The organism is Lysobacter sp. ISL-50, from assembly GCF_018612875.1.
GTDB lineage: Bacteria > Pseudomonadota > Gammaproteobacteria > Xanthomonadales > Xanthomonadaceae > Lysobacter.
In genome coordinates this window covers 127206-141173 of sequence record NZ_JAGGRI010000045.1, presented here as the reverse complement: position 1 = coordinate 141173, position 13968 = coordinate 127206, and the positions used below count along the sequence as shown (strand labels likewise).

Genomic DNA, 13968 nt, shown 5'->3' with positions numbered 1-13968 from the left:
ATCCGCCGTGGTCTGGTAGAGACCGCGAACGAAACTGCTAAAGTCCAGGGTTCACGCGCAGGAGGGTGACGTGAACGCAGTAGCCACCACCATCGATCCGTCCGTCAACACCGCCGCGGCAAGCAGCGGCGACATCCAGTTGGCGGTAGACACGCGCATCGTCGATGCGCTGCTCGCCAAAGGCCGGCTCAAAGAGCCCGACCTGGCGCGCGCGCGGCGTTTGCAGGAGGAAACCGGCGGCAGTTTGTTGGCCCTGCTTTCGCGGCTGGGGTTGGTCTCCGAGCGCGATCACGCCGAGACCGTCGCCGCCGCGCTGGACCTGCCGCTGGTCAGCATCAAGGACGCGCCGGAGATGCCGCCGGAGGGCGTGGCGCTGACTCTGAAGTTCATGAAGCAGTTCGCGATCTGCCCGGTCGGCGAGGGCGACAGCCACGTCGAGGTGCTGATGGCCGATCCGCAGGACGCCTATCAGATGGACGCGCTGCGTCTGGCGACCCAGCGCGAGATCAAGCCCTACGTGGCGTTGCGCTCGGAGATCGGCGATCTGATCGAGCGCTGGCACGGCCAGGGCCGCAGCGCCATGGGCGCGATCGTGGAGACCGCCGAGGGCGAAGGCGCCGGCGACATGGACGATGTCGAGCATCTGCGCGACCTCGCCTCGGAAGCGCCGGTCATCCGTCTGGTGAATCTGGTGATCCAGCGCGCGGTCGAACTGCGCGCGTCCGACATCCACATCGAGCCGTTCGAAAACCGTTTGAAGGTGCGCTACCGCATCGACGGCGTGTTGACCGAGGGCGAAAGTCCGCCGGCCAATCTGACCGCGGCGGTGATCAGCCGCATCAAGATCATGGCCAAGCTCAACATCGCCGAGCGCCGCCTGCCGCAGGACGGCCGCATCATGTTGCGCGTGCAGGGCAAGGAGCTCGACCTGCGCGTGAGCACGGTGCCGACCGCGCACGGCGAGTCGGTGGTCATGCGATTGCTCGATCGCGAAACGGTGGTGTTCGACTTCTACAAGCTCGGCTTCACGGATGAATTCCTGCCGCAGTTCCAGAAGGTGCTGGATCAGCCGCACGGGATCATGCTGGTGACCGGCCCGACCGGTTCGGGCAAGACCACCACGCTGTACACGGCGCTGAGCAAGCTCAACACCAGCGACGTCAAGATCATCACCGTCGAAGATCCGGTCGAATACCAGATCGAGGGCATCAACCAGATCCAGGCCAAGCCGCAGATCGGCCTGGACTTCGCCCACGCCCTGCGCTCGATCGTGCGCCAGGACCCGGACATCATCATGATCGGCGAAATGCGCGATCTGGAGACGTGCAAGATCGCGATCCAGTCGGCGCTGACCGGCCACCTGGTGCTGAGCACGCTGCACACCAACAACGCCGCCGGCGGCATCACCCGCCTGCTCGACATGGGCGTGGAAGATTACCTGCTGACCTCGACCATCAACGGCATCCTCGCCCAGCGCCTGGTGCGCAGGCTGGAGCCGACGCATGCGGAGAAATACCCCGCGTCGCCGGAAGAGATCGAGAAGTTCAACCTGCGCCGCTACCAGCCCGAGGGCGAAATCTGCCTGTACCGGCCGCGTCCGTCGGCGCTGGCGCCCAGCGGCTATCACGGCCGCACCACGATCATGGAATTCCTGGTCATGAACGACGAGCTGCGCCGCGCGGTGATGCGTCATGCCGGCATGGGCGAGATCGAGCAGATCGCGCGCGAGACCGCGAGCATGCGCACCATGTACGAGGACGGCATCGTCAAGGCGATGGCCGGGCTGACCACGATCGAAGAAGTGCTGCGGGTGACCGAGGATGCGTAAATCCCGGCGGCCCGCGACGCGAGGCGCGTGCGCGCCGCCGCGCCCGGACCGCGAGCGCGCGATGAAGCATTCGACATGAATCAGGCCATGCACGGACGCAGATGGATGAAATGGGCGGGGCCGGTCGCCGCGCTGGTGTCGTTGACCGGGTGCGAGGCGGCGATGGACCGCTGGTTTCCGCCGCAGTTCAAGCCCGCCCAGCTCGAACAACGCATTCGCACGCACATCGCCGAACAGAAACTGCCGTCGCCCCAGTCGGTGTCGTGCCCGCGCAAACTCACCTCCACGCCGGGCGATACGGTGCAATGCGCGGTGACCTCGGCCGCCGGCGATCGCTATCACTACCGGTTCGTCAGCGAACACCGCCAAGGCCAGCGGCTGCAGTACGAACTGCGCGAAGTCCGGCAGTTCGTTTCGGTGCGCGAATTGGAAGACAGCATCGCGCGGACCCTGGCCAAGAGCGGCTCGGCCGCGGCCAAGGTCGCCTGCCCGGGTTCGCTGACCGGCCCGGTCGGCCGCCGCCTGGACTGCGTGGCGACCTCCCTGTCGGGCGAGACCGAATCGGTCGCGCTGACCGTCGTCCAGGTGGGGGAGGACGTCTCGCAAATGCGTTATCAGATCACCACCCGCATCACCCGCGAGCGCTTGCAGGCCGGCTTGAAGTCGGCCTTGAACGAACGGGCGAAGCTGAGCGCGCGGTCGGTGCGGTGCGACGGCCCGCTCGGCGAGCAGGCCGGCGACTTGGTGCGCTGTGTCGCAGTCGTGGACGGCGCGCGCCGCGTCGGCTTGACCGTGAAGACCGCGCAACGCGATCCTGAAACCCGGATGCAGAACTTCGAATTCCAGCTCGACCCCGACAGCGCCCGCCACTGACGCCCTCCAACCGACCCACCGCCCAGCCGATCCCAGCGAATGCCCCTTTTCCACTACAAAGCCCTGAACGCGCGCGGCGAGCTGCTGGACGGCCAGATGGAGGCCGCGAGCAACGCCGAGGTCGTGCAGCGCCTGCAGGAACAAGGCCATCTGCCGGTCGAGGCCAAGCTGGCCTCGGAAGCGGGCGGGGCGTCGTCGTGGAAGGGCCTGTTCAAGCCCAAGCCGTTCACCGGCGCGCGGCTGGTGCAGTTCACCCAGCAGCTGTCGACCCTGCTCGGCGCCGGCCAGCCGCTGGACCGCGCCCTGACCATCCTGCTCGACCTGCCCGAGGACGAGGCGGCCAAGAGCACGGTCGCCGACATCCGCGACGCGGTGCGCGGCGGCACCTCGCTGTCGGTGGCGCTGGAGCGCCAGCACGGCACGTTCTCGCGCCTGTACATCAACATGGTCCGCGCCGGCGAGGCCGGCGGCAATCTGCACGAAACCCTGTCGCGCCTGGACGATTACCTGGAACGCAGCCGCCTGCTGCAGGGCAAGGTGATCAACGCGCTGATCTATCCGGCGATCCTGCTGTGCATGGTCGGCGCCAGCCTGATGTTCCTGCTCGGCTACGTGGTGCCGCAGTTCGGCGCGATGTACGAAAGCCTGGACGCCGAGCTGCCGATGTTCACCCAGGTCGTGCTGTGGGCGGGCATGTTCGTGCGCAACTGGTGGATCTTGCTGATCGCGGTGCCGGCGGTGGCGGTGCTGTGGTTCGACCGCAAGCGCCGCGATCCGGCGTTCCGCGAGGCGCTCGACGCGTGGCTGCTCAAGCGCAAGTTCGTCGGCCCGTTGATCGGCAAGATCGAAACCGCGCGGCTGGCGCGCACCCTGGGCACTCTGGTGCGCAACGGCGTGCCGCTGATGACCGCGATCGGCATCGGCCGCAACGTGCTCAACAACCGCGTGCTGGCCGCCGACGTCGATGCCGCCGCGGAAGAGGTCAAGAACGGCGTGGCGCTGTCCACCGCGTTGTCCAAGGGCAAGCGCTTCCCGCGCCTGGCCATGCAGATGATCCAGGTCGGCGAGGAATCCGGCGCGCTCGACGCGATGCTGATGAAGACCGCCGAGACCTTCGAGCAGGACACCGCGATGGCGCTGGATCGCATGCTCGCCGCGCTGGTGCCGGTGGTGACCGTGGTTCTGGCCGGCATCGTCGGCACGGTGGTGATGGCGGTGCTATTGCCGCTGTACGACCTCACCAACTCAATCGGCTGATCATGAGCGAACAGAAAACCCCCCCGCTCGCCGCGAAGAACCCCGAACCCCGGCGCCCATCTCCCGAAGCCGAGACGCGTAGCCCGCGCCCGCACATCGAAGCCGAGACGAGCCGCCCGCGCCCGCACATCGAAGCCGAGGCGGGCCGCCCGCGTCTGCACATCGAAGCCGAGCCGCGTAGCCCGCGCCCGCACATCGAAACCGACACGAACCACTCGCGCCCGCATCGCCCCGATCCAGCGAGCGCCGTCCCATGCCGCTCCGCCCGCCTGCCTGTTCATCCAGCGGCCTTGAACGCCCGCTGTACCGACTCGCGCGCAGCGCGGGTTTCAGCGAACTTTGGCAATCGGTGCGGAACAGAATCCTTGCAACCCCGTTTTCGCCCGCCGGACGTTGACACTTCAGCTTGGCCGGCCGCGCCGTGCCGCGCCGAAGCCGCGCCCCATCTCAGCATCAACCTGTAACCCACTTTCTACGGATGACGACGATGCGTAACCTCCGCTCCAAGACCCGCTCCCCGTCCCCCCGCCACCAGCGCGGCATGAGCCTGATCGAGATCATCATCGTGATCGTGTTGATCGGCGCGGTGCTCGCCTTCGTCGGCAACCGCGTGCTCGGCGGCAAGGATCGCGGCGACTACAACCTGGCCAAGGGCCAGGTGCAGACCCTGGCGGGCAAGATCGACTCGTTCCAGATGGACACCGGCCGCCTGCCGGGCACGCTGGAAGAACTGGTCAAGCAGCCGGCCGACGCCAGCGGCTGGCTCGGCCCGTATGCGAAGGAAGTCGAGCTCAAGGACCCGTGGGGCCACCCGATCGAATACCGCCAGCCGGGCGAGAGCGGTCCCTACGACCTGGTCAGCTACGGCAAGGACGGCAAGGCCGGCGGCAGCAGCGTGGACGGCGACATCAAGAACAACTGAGGCCGGCGGTAAACACGCCCGGCAGATCAGGCCCCAGCGAGGTCGGTAATCGATGATGCGTTCGCGGCACAGTCCCTCCGCCCGAGGAGGGCGAGGGGAACAGGCCGCGACGCAGCCTGGGCCTGCGCGCGCGCGCGTTGCGCGGCGGCGCGTTCGCCAGCGCGGCATGTCCTTGCTGGAGATGCTGCTGGTGATCGCCCTGATCGCCGCCATCGGCGTGCTGACCGTGGCCGCCTTGACCGGCGGCATCGCCGGCATGCAATTGCGCTCGGCGTCGAAGGAAATCGCCGCGCAGCTGCGCTACACGCGCAGTCAGGCGATCGCGACCGGGCGCTCGCAGAAATTCACCCTCGATCCCGGCGCCCACACCTGGACCGCGCCCAACGGCCGCAGCGGCAGCATTCCCAAGTCGATCGGGCTGATCTTCACCGGCGCGCGCGAAGTGCAACCGCGGCGCGGCGAAGGCGCGATCATGTTTTTCTCCGACGGCGCCTCCACCGGCGGCCGGGTCAAGCTCAGCGCGAAGCAGGCGGCGTGGAACGTCGATGTCGCCTGGCTGACCGGCGAGGTCAAGCTCAAGCGCGGCGAGGCGCCGCGATGAGCGCGCTGCGCGCAACACCGGCGCCGTCGCGGCGCCGCCTGGGCGCGCTGCGGCGCGCGCCGTCCTCGCGCGAGCGCGGCTACACGCTGCTGGAAGTCATCGTCGCCTTCGCCTTGCTGGCGATGGCGCTGACCTTATTGCTCGGCACCTTGTCGGGCGCGGCCAAGCAAGTGCGCTGGTCCAGCGACGCCGGCCGCGCTGCCTTGTATGCGCAGTCGCTGATGGATCAGGTCGGCGTCGGCCAGGCGCTCAAGCCGGGCCAGCGCAGCGGCGATTTCGAGAACGGCCGGTACCGCTGGACGCTGGGCATCACGCCGTGGCGCGATTCGCTGCCGGCCTCCAACCAACCCATCGACCCGAACGCCATGCGCCTGTTCGAAGTGCAGCTGGCGGTGGAGTGGGGCGACGGGGGCCCGAGCCGGCGCTTGTTCCTGCGCACCTTGCGCAGCAGCACGGCGTCGAATGAGGTGTCGTTGTGAGCCGCGCGCCGGCGATGCGCATCGTGGAAAAACGCGCGGCGATCGATCGCGCCCGCGTGTGGCGCGCAGTTCCGCGCGCGTCGCGCGGCTTCACCCTGATTGAAGTGCTGCTGGCGATGGTGTTGCTGGTCGCCGGGCTGGCGCTGGCGTTCGCGACCTTGACCGCGGCGACCAAGACCGCCTCGCGCGGCGAACTGTTGGCGCAGCGCAGCGAACGCGAGCGCGCGGTCGAGGGCTTCCTGCGCAAGCGCATCGCCGCGACCCGGCCGATCCCGTTCGCCTTCGACCAGAGCACGGCCGTGCCGCAGCGCTTCGTCGGCGAGCCCGATCGCCTGCGTTTCGTCGCGGATCTTCCCGATTACCTGGGCCGGGGCGGCCCCTACCTGCACGATTTCGCCATCGAGAACGACGGCGATCAGACGCGGATGATGCTGTCGTTGTCGATGGTGCTGGCCGGCGAGACCATCAAGGACGAACGCGAGCGGCCGCCGGAATTGCTGGTCGATGGTTTGAAGTCGGCGCGTTTTCGTTATCGCGCGATCGACCCGCAGCGCGGCGCGCTCGGCGACTGGCAGGAGCGCTGGCAGCAGCCCGATCAACTGCCGCTGTTCGTCGAGGTCACCCTGACCGATCGCGACGGTCGCAACTGGCCGCCGCTGGTGGTGTCGCTGCCGCTGGCCAGCGCGTCCTCCAACGGCTTCGTGCCGGAGCTGTGATGCGCGCGCCTACCGCTCCCGTCGCCGTGTTTCGCAAGCGTCCGCGCAGCGGCGCGCACACGCGCGGCGCGGCCTTGCTGCTGGTGATGTGGCTGATCGCGTTGCTGACGGCGCTGATCGGCGCGTTTTCGCTGACTGCGCGCACCGAAAATCTGCAGGGCCGGGTCATGGTCCGTGGTCTGGTCGCACAGAACGCGGCGCGCGCCGGCATGGAGTACTCGCTGACCCGGGTGGCGATGACCGACCAGAAACTGCAGTGGCAGCCCGACGGCCGTCCGCATCGCTGGCGTTACGCCGACGCGCAGCTGGAGATCAAGATCGTCGATGAGAACGGCAAGATCGACCTCAACCAGGCCGACGCCGCGCTGCTGACCGCGCTGTTGCAGGGCGCCGGCAAGATGGAGCAGTCCGAAGCGGCGCGACTGGCCGGCGCCATCATCGACTGGCGCGACGCCGACACGCTGACCCAGCCCTCCGGCGGTGCGGAAGACGCCGATTATTCGTCGGCCTCGCGGCCCTACGGCGCCAAGGATGCGGAGTTCGAAAGCGTGGCCGAACTGGAACAGGTGCTGGGCTTCACTCCCGAGCTGTATGCGCGGATCGCGCCCCACGTCACGGTTTACAGTGGCCGTACCCGGCCCGAACAGGCATTCGCATCGAAGGAAGTGCTCGATGCTATGGGGTTGAACGGAAACCAGCTGGTCCAGCAGCGAGAAAGAAACCAGCCGGGATCACAATTGCCGGGTGCCGACGGTAACGGCGTCGGCGGCGGTCTCGTCGGCGAACGCAGCGGCACCTATAGTATCGACAGCCGTGCACGGCTAGCGGATGGCCGTGAATCGGTTTTGCGGGTGGTCGTGCGAGCGGGAGGGGGAGCAGTTCCAGGATTGCCGTACACCCCGCTACGTTGGGAGGAGGGAGCTTCATCACGATGAACTCGCAGGTTGCCGAAGGCCGGTTGGGCAACAACCGGTTGAGAAGTCTTAGCGCGCGGCTTGCACCCGGGGCGGGCGGCTTTTTCTCATGGTGGGGACGAACCCTCGCCTCATGGTTGCCGCTGCGCGCGCGTCAGGCGTTGGGCGTGGATCGCGGCCGCTTGTTGCTGCAGGTCGATGGCGATCAGGTCCATCTGCGCCTGCAGCAGGGGCTGGAGGTCCGCGATCTGGCGGTGCTGCCCAGCCTGGCCGACTTGAACGCCGCCGGCGAAGCCGTCGTCGCCGATCCGCTGGCGCCGCTGCTGCCGCCTCGCGTGGCTGAATTGCCGCGCTGGCTGTTGCTGCCGCCGGCCGCCAGCTTGCGCCGGCGATTGACATTGCCGGCCGCGGCGGCCGATCGGTTGCGCGACGTGGTCGGCTTCGAAATCGACCGCCAGACCCCGTTCACCGCCGACGCGGTCGCCTTCGACGCGCGCGTGATCGGGCGCCGCGACAGCGACGGCCAGCTCGACGCCGAACTGGTGGCGGTGCCGCGCCAGTCGCTGGACCCGCAGCTCAGCGCGATCGGCCCGCTGGCCTCGACCCTGGCCGGCATCGAAGTCGCCGGTGGCGACGGCGTGCCGCTGGGCGTGAACCTGCTGCCGCCGGCCCAGCGCCGCACCCGCAGCGATCCGTTCCGCTTCTGGAACCTGGCCCTGGCCGCGGTCGCGGTGTTCGCGCTGGCCGCGGCGATGTGGCAGGTGCTCGACAACCGCCGCGAAGCGATCGTCGCCCTCAAGCAGACCATCGCCAAGAACGCCAACGCCGCGCGCCAGGCCGCGACCCAGCGCCAGCAGATGGTCGATCTGATCGAAGGCCAGGCCTTCCTCGACCGCACCCGCGCCGCGCGCCCGAGCACGGTGGAAATCATCGACGAACTCAGCCGGCGCATGCCCGACAGCACTTACCTGGAAAAACTCGCGATCGAGGACGAAAGCCTGCTCATGATCGGTCTCAGCCGCGAGGCCTCGTCGCTGATCGGCAAGCTGCAGGGCACCAAGCTGTGGCGCTCGCCGGCGTTGACCGGCGCGGTCCAGCCGGACCCGGCCACCAGCCGCGACCGCTTCACCCTCACCGCCGAAATCGGCCCGCCCAAGTCGCAGACCCCGGAGGCCGCGCGTGGCCCCTAATCTGTCCGGCTTGCGCAACCTCGCCGCCGATCGCGAACGCTGGCTCGCGCTGGGCCTGCTGCTGGCCGCGCTCGGCATCGCCTACGCGGTGCTGATCCACCCGTGGTGGACGGTGCCGATGCTGGAGGCCGGCGACAACCTTCACGACCTGCAAGAGCGCGAACTGCGCCAGCGCATGGAGCTCAAGCAGGCGCCGCAGATCAATCAGCGCCTGGAACAGGTGCGCAAGCAGCAGGAAACCCGCCCGGGCTTCCTGCCCGAAGCCACCGCCGAACTGGCCACCGCCGGATTGGTCCAGCGCCTGGAAACCGTGGTGCTGCAGGCCAGCCCCGGCAACCGCAGCTGCGGCATCGTCAACCGTTCGCCGCTGGCCGAGCCGCGCCGCGACCGCTACGCCCGCGTGGTGGTGCAGGTGCGCCTGCGCTGCGGCGCGCCGGAGACCGCGGCGGTGCTGTATTCGCTGGAAAGCGGCTCGCCGCGCCTGTTCGTCGGCAATCTCAACCTGCTGTCCACGCGCGGCTATTTCGTGCCCGGCACCGCCGGCCCGGCCAACGACGGCGGCCTGGACGTGAGCTTCGACCTGTACGGCTACCTGCGTCCGGGCCCGGCTCCGGCCGCGGCGCCCGCCGCCCCTGCCGCGGGAGCCGCCAATGCGCCTTAACGACGCCAGCCCGCGTACCTGGCTGCTGGCCACCGTGGCCGGCTGGGCGCTGCTGACCTGGGTGCTGGCGCTGGCCGGCATGGGCCGCAGCGTCGATGCGCTGGCGGAAGACCCCAGCCTGGTCAAACCGCTGCCGCAGGTGCGCAAGAGCCCGGCCGACACCCTCGGCGCGCTCGCCCAGTACAGCGAAATCGCCTCGCGCCCGCTGTTCGTGGACGACCGCCGGCCCAAGCCGTTCTTCATGCAGGGCAAGGGCGAGGGCGAGAACCAGGCGGCCGCGTTCGACTACCTGCTGACCAGCGTGATCCTGACCCCGCAGCTGTCGATGGCGTTCCTGCAGCCGGCCGACGGCAGCGAATCGGTGCGGGTCAAGCTGGGTGAAGTGCCCGAATCGCATCCGGCCTGGCGCCTGACCTCGCTGCAGCCGCGCCACGCCGTGTTCGAAGGGCCGGAAGGCCGGCGCGAACTCGACCTGCGCGTGTTCAACGGCCAGGGCGGCGAACCGCCGACCGCGTCCACCTCGGCGCCGCCCGGCGCGGTGGGCCCGCAGCCGGTCGGGCGGCCGATCCCGTCGATACCGCCGCCGCCGATGCCCAACCGCTCGCCGCAGGTCTCGCAGGTGCCGCCGCAGCCCACGCCGCAACCGCAACCCGCATCAACCGAAGCATCCGCGCCGCTCACCGAGCAGGCGCAGATGGAAGCCATCCGCAAGCGGATCGAGGCGCGTCGCGCGCAACTGCGGCAGCAACAAGCCGCTCAACCCCCGGCCAACACGCCGTAGAGTGAACGCATGAAGCTACGTCCCCAGCAATACGCCACCCACGCACTGGCCGCGGCGATCATCGTCACGCAACTGGCCTCGTGCTCCAGCGTGATGTCGCCGCGCATCCAGCGCGACGGCGATCCGCAGGCTCTGAAGGGTCCCAAGGAAGAACAGGCCGGCGCGCGTCTACTGCATAACGGCGTCGAACAGGAACCGCTGGAGGGCAAGGCCGACGAAGACGGCCCCAAGGCGCAGATCCGCCGCGGCACCGGCCAGACCATCAACCGCGGCGCCGCGGTCAAGCCGCCGCCGGGGTTGCCGGTCACCACCGGCACCGCCTCGTTCAATTTCGAAGGCGAATCCGTGCACGCGGTGGTCAAGGCCATCCTCGGCGACATGCTCGGGCAGAACTACGTGATCGCGCCGGGCGTGCAGGGCACCGTCACCCTGGCCACGCCCAAGCAGGTCAGCGCGGCCGAAGCGCTGAATCTGCTCGAGATGGTGCTGAGCTGGAACAACGCCCGCCTGGTCTACAGCGGCGGACGCTACAACATCGTGCCGGCCGATCAGGCGCTGCCGGGCAACGTCGCCCCGCGCACCGGTTCGGCCGCGGACGCGCGCGGCTTCGAAGTGCGCACGGTGCCGCTGAAATTCATCTCGGCCACCGAGATGGAGAAGATCCTCAAGCCGTACGCGCGTCCCAACGCGATCGTCAACGTCGATAACTCGCGCAACGTCGTCACCGTCGGCGGCACCCGCGCCGAGCTCGAAAACTATCTGCGCACGATCGAAGTGTTCGACGTGGACTGGCTGTCGGGCATGTCGGTCGGCGTGTTCCCGCTGCAGTCGGGCAAGGCGAGCAAGGTCGTGGCCGACCTGGAAAAAGTCTTCGGCGAACAGAGCAAGTCGCCGGTCTCGGGCATGTTCCGCTTCATGCCGCTGGACGGCGCCAACGCGGTGATGGTGATCACCCCGCAGGCCGACTATCTGGACGACATCAAGGATTGGCTGGACCGCATCGACAGCGCTGGCGACAACGTCCAGCTGTATACGCTGGAATTGAAGTACATCAAGGCCAAGGATTTGGCCGATCGCCTGTCGGAAGTGTTCGGCGGCCGCGCCGGCGGCAACTCGGGAGGCGGCGAAGGCGCGCCTTCGTTGATGCCGGGGCTGGAATCCACCGAAGTGCGCGACGACGGTTCGGGCACGTCCTCGGCCGATATCGGCAAAAACAGCAGCGACAGCGGTTCCAGCGGGGGTTCCAGCGGCGGCGGCCTCGGCAACGGCGCCTCGCTGGGATCGCGCCAGTCCGGCAACGGCGCGGTGACCTTGGAAGTCGATGGCAGCAAGGTCGGCGTGGCCGCGGTCGAAGAAACCAATTCGATCCTCGTGCGCAGCAGCCCGCAGGCCTGGAAGTCGATCCGCAACGTGATCGAAAAACTCGACGTGATGCCGATGCAGGTGCATATCGAAGCGCAGGTGGCCGAGGTCGAACTCAGCGGCGACCTCAGCTACGGCGTGAACTGGTATCTGGAGCAGGCCGCCACCGACGCCGGCTTCCCCAACCTCAACCGGCGCACCAATCCCGACGTGCCGCTGAAATGGAGCACCATCGGCGCCAGCGTCGGCGGCGTCAACGGCTTGTCGTGGAGTCTGGTCAAGAACGGCGCCGCGGCGGTGATCAGCGCGCTGGACAAGGTCACCGATGTGCATGTGTTGCAGACGCCATCGGTGTTCGTGCGCAACAACGCCGAAGCCTCGCTCAACGTCGGCACGCGTATTCCGATCGAGTCGGTGTCGGTCAACACCGGCACCGGCAACAACAACACCTACAGCCAGGTGCAGTACCTCGACACCGGCGTGATCCTCAAGGTGCGTCCGCGCGTGAGCCGCGACGGCATGGTGTTCATGGATATCGTGCAGGAAGTCAGCTCGGTGGGACTGCCGCTCAACGCCAACAGCACCAACGTCACCATCAACAACCGCAAGCTCAAGACCGAGGCGGCGGTGCAGAGCGGCGAAACCGTGTTGCTGGCCGGCCTGATCAACGACGAGACTCGCCGCAGTGGCTCCGGCTTGCCCGGGCTGAGCCGGATACCGGTGATCGGCGCATTGTTCGGCAGGCAGGGTTCGTCCACGACCCGGCGCGAGACCATCGTCCTGCTGACGCCCACGCTGGTGCGTAACCCGCAGGAATCGCGCGACCTGACCGACGAATACAGCCGTCGGTTCCGGGCGATGGAACCGCTCAATCCCAAGTCGAAGAAGAAGTAACGCCGCTCGCGTCGCCAGCGCGATCGAAGCGATCATGGACGAGGCCGGCATTGCCGGCCTCTTTTTTTTTTGCGGAGAGCCGCCTTTGCTGTTCCCTCCTTTTGAAAAGGGGGCCGGGGGATTCGCTTTTAGCAACAGATCGTCACGTCCCGCGGCAAAGAGCCAAATCCCCCGGCGCCTGCGATCGCTCCAGGCTTCGTGCTCTCGCAGACGCCAGCCCCCTTTTTCAAAGGGGGCGAATTGACGACGTGCTGCCGCCCACGCGGAGAGCCGCCGTTGCTGTTCCCCCCTTTGAAAAAGGGGGGAAGGGGGGATTCGCTTTTACCTGCGGATCGCCACGCTCGGCGGCAAAGAGCCAAATCCCCCGGCACCCGCGGTCGTTCCGTGCTTCGTGCTCTCGCAAGCGCCAGCCCCCTTTCTCATAGGGGGCGAATTGACGCGCGCCGCTCCCCGAAGGAGGCGAATCGACCCGCGCGCCTCCCGCTCCACTGACACCGCCATCACCCGTACCCGCCCGCGATCGCGCACACTATGCGCGTCCCTTACGAACGCGCAGATGCCCGAACGTCCGCACCCGCCCTCGTTCCGCTTCGCCGCGCCGCCGATCGCGCGCGGCCCGGCCCGGGGCGCGCGTGGAGAGCCGGCCCGATGAGCGAACTGCCCATCATCGTGGTCCCGGTCGGCGTCGGCGACGACGCCCTCGACGCCTGCCTCGCCGCGCTGGAACTGTGCACGCCGCCGGGCGCGCGGGTGTGGCTGGCCGACGACGCCCAATCCGGGCCGCGCGGTTACGCCATCATCGAACGCTGGCTGCAACGCACCGCGCTCAAGGCCGACTACAGCCGCCGCCAGCGCAGCATCGGCGAGGTCGCGCACCTGGACGAAATCCTGCATGTCTGCGGCGACGCCGACGTCGCCGTGCTCGCGGCCGACGCCGTGCCGGCGCCGGGCTGGCTGTCGCGCCTGCACGCCTGCTTCGCCGCCGACGGCGCCATCGCCTCGGCCACGCCCTGGTGCAACGCCGGCGAAGCCGCGTCGTGGCCGCGCATCGGCGAAATCGAGCCGCCGCCCGACGCCAGCGATGCCGAACGCCTGGCGCGCGCGCTGGCGCAAATGCCGGCCGTGCATCCCGAACTGCCAGCCGCGATCGGCCACGCCGTGCTCCTGCGCGGCAGCGCGCGCCGCCGCGCCGGCGGCCTCGACGCGGCCAGCTACGGCTCGTGGTACGCGGCCTTGACCGATCTGTCGCTGCGCCTGTCCGGGCTGGGGTGGCGCAACGTCCTGTGCGATACCGCCTTCGTCGCGCGCGCCGGCGAAGGCCGGCCCAGCGATGGCGACATGGACGCGCTGGCCGCGCGCTGGCCCGACTGGCACGCCCGCCTGGCCAACTTCCTCATGCACGATCCCCTGCGCGATCTGCGCCAACAACTCGCCGAACGCCTGGAACGCGTCGGCCCACCGGACATGCAACGTGATCTCTTCCTCTGACC

General features: G+C 68.6%; 13 protein-coding genes. All 13 read left to right on the top strand.

From position 1 onward, the window contains the following. The first annotated feature begins 133 nt into the window (after positions 1–133). Positions 134–1828, top strand: coding sequence for a type II secretion system ATPase GspE (gspE, locus tag J7J50_RS21870; protein ID WP_215059517.1), 1695 nt, complete (start codon positions 134–136; stop codon positions 1826–1828). Between the two features lie 87 nt (positions 1829–1915). After that, on the top strand, positions 1916–2701 hold the full coding sequence (locus J7J50_RS21865; RefSeq protein WP_215059465.1) for a DUF4333 domain-containing protein: 786 nt from the start codon (positions 1916–1918) through the stop codon (positions 2699–2701). 39 nt (positions 2702–2740) lie between these two features. Next, entirely contained in the window at positions 2741–3958 is a 1218-nt protein-coding gene (locus tag J7J50_RS21860) for a type II secretion system F family protein (protein ID WP_057944153.1), read from the top strand. Positions 3959–4445: 487 nt separating this feature from the next. Then, the gene (gspG, locus tag J7J50_RS21855; protein WP_057944152.1) at positions 4446–4880 is read left to right on the top strand and encodes a type II secretion system major pseudopilin GspG; all 435 of its coding nucleotides are present in this window, start codon (positions 4446–4448) and stop codon (positions 4878–4880) included. Between the two features lie 166 nt (positions 4881–5046). Further along, complete coding sequence (locus J7J50_RS21850; protein WP_148649010.1) at positions 5047–5481, top strand: GspH/FimT family pseudopilin; 435 nt, start codon at positions 5047–5049, stop codon at positions 5479–5481. A 122-nt stretch (positions 5482–5603) separates the two neighbouring features. Beyond that, the gene (locus J7J50_RS21845; RefSeq protein WP_251047725.1) at positions 5604–5960 is read left to right on the top strand and encodes a general secretion pathway protein GspI; all 357 of its coding nucleotides are present in this window, start codon (positions 5604–5606) and stop codon (positions 5958–5960) included. Between the two features lie 14 nt (positions 5961–5974). Continuing rightward, the gene (locus J7J50_RS21840) at positions 5975–6676 is read left to right on the top strand and encodes a prepilin-type N-terminal cleavage/methylation domain-containing protein (protein ID WP_215059513.1); all 702 of its coding nucleotides are present in this window, start codon (positions 5975–5977) and stop codon (positions 6674–6676) included. Between the two features lie 86 nt (positions 6677–6762). Beyond that, positions 6763–7611 carry a type II secretion system protein GspK gene (locus J7J50_RS21835; RefSeq protein ID WP_251047334.1) on the top strand — a complete coding sequence of 283 codons (849 nt, stop codon included), beginning with the start codon at positions 6763–6765 and terminating at the stop codon, positions 7609–7611. Beyond that, positions 7608–8780, top strand: a complete 1173-nt coding sequence (locus J7J50_RS21830) for a PilN domain-containing protein (protein ID WP_215059461.1) — start codon at positions 7608–7610, stop codon at positions 8778–8780. The genes J7J50_RS21835 and J7J50_RS21830 overlap by 4 nt, the downstream gene beginning before the upstream one ends. After that, positions 8770–9441: a type II secretion system protein GspM gene (gene gspM, locus J7J50_RS21825; protein WP_343222557.1), complete on the top strand. Its 672-nt coding sequence runs from the start codon at positions 8770–8772 to the stop codon at positions 9439–9441. The genes J7J50_RS21830 and gspM overlap by 11 nt, the downstream gene beginning before the upstream one ends. After that, positions 9431–10222: a general secretion pathway protein GspN gene (locus tag J7J50_RS21820; protein ID WP_215059459.1), complete on the top strand. Its 792-nt coding sequence runs from the start codon at positions 9431–9433 to the stop codon at positions 10220–10222. The genes gspM and J7J50_RS21820 overlap by 11 nt, the downstream gene beginning before the upstream one ends. A 9-nt stretch (positions 10223–10231) precedes the next feature. After that, a complete protein-coding gene (gspD, locus tag J7J50_RS21815) occupies positions 10232–12478 on the top strand; it encodes a type II secretion system secretin GspD (RefSeq protein WP_251047326.1) in 2247 nt (748 codons plus the stop codon). Between the two features lie 648 nt (positions 12479–13126). Further along, positions 13127–13966 (top strand): glycosyltransferase, encoded by an 840-nt coding sequence (locus J7J50_RS21810; RefSeq protein ID WP_215059458.1) that lies wholly within the window; start codon positions 13127–13129, stop codon positions 13964–13966. Positions 13967–13968 lie beyond the last annotated feature (2 nt).

Bases quoted from the DNA above. Each gene is read 5' to 3' on its own strand.
- J7J50_RS21865 (WP_215059465.1), top strand. From the start codon at position 1,916: ATGCACGGACGCAGATGGATGAAATGGGCGGGGCCGGTCGCCGCGCTG.
- J7J50_RS21860 (WP_057944153.1), top strand. From the start codon at position 2,741: ATGCCCCTTTTCCACTACAAAGCCCTGAACGCGCGCGGCGAGCTGCTG.
- gspG (WP_057944152.1), top strand. From the start codon at position 4,446: ATGCGTAACCTCCGCTCCAAGACCCGCTCCCCGTCCCCCCGCCACCAG.
- J7J50_RS21850 (WP_148649010.1), top strand. From the start codon at position 5,047: ATGTCCTTGCTGGAGATGCTGCTGGTGATCGCCCTGATCGCCGCCATC.
- J7J50_RS21845 (WP_251047725.1), top strand. From the start codon at position 5,604: ATGGCGCTGACCTTATTGCTCGGCACCTTGTCGGGCGCGGCCAAGCAA.
- J7J50_RS21840 (WP_215059513.1), top strand. From the start codon at position 5,975: ATGCGCATCGTGGAAAAACGCGCGGCGATCGATCGCGCCCGCGTGTGG.
- J7J50_RS21835 (WP_251047334.1), top strand. From the start codon at position 6,763: ATGTGGCTGATCGCGTTGCTGACGGCGCTGATCGGCGCGTTTTCGCTG.
- J7J50_RS21830 (WP_215059461.1), top strand. From the start codon at position 7,608: ATGAACTCGCAGGTTGCCGAAGGCCGGTTGGGCAACAACCGGTTGAGA.
- J7J50_RS21820 (WP_215059459.1), top strand. From the start codon at position 9,431: ATGCGCCTTAACGACGCCAGCCCGCGTACCTGGCTGCTGGCCACCGTG.
- gspD (WP_251047326.1), top strand. From the start codon at position 10,232: ATGAAGCTACGTCCCCAGCAATACGCCACCCACGCACTGGCCGCGGCG.
- J7J50_RS21810 (WP_215059458.1), top strand. From the start codon at position 13,127: ATGAGCGAACTGCCCATCATCGTGGTCCCGGTCGGCGTCGGCGACGAC.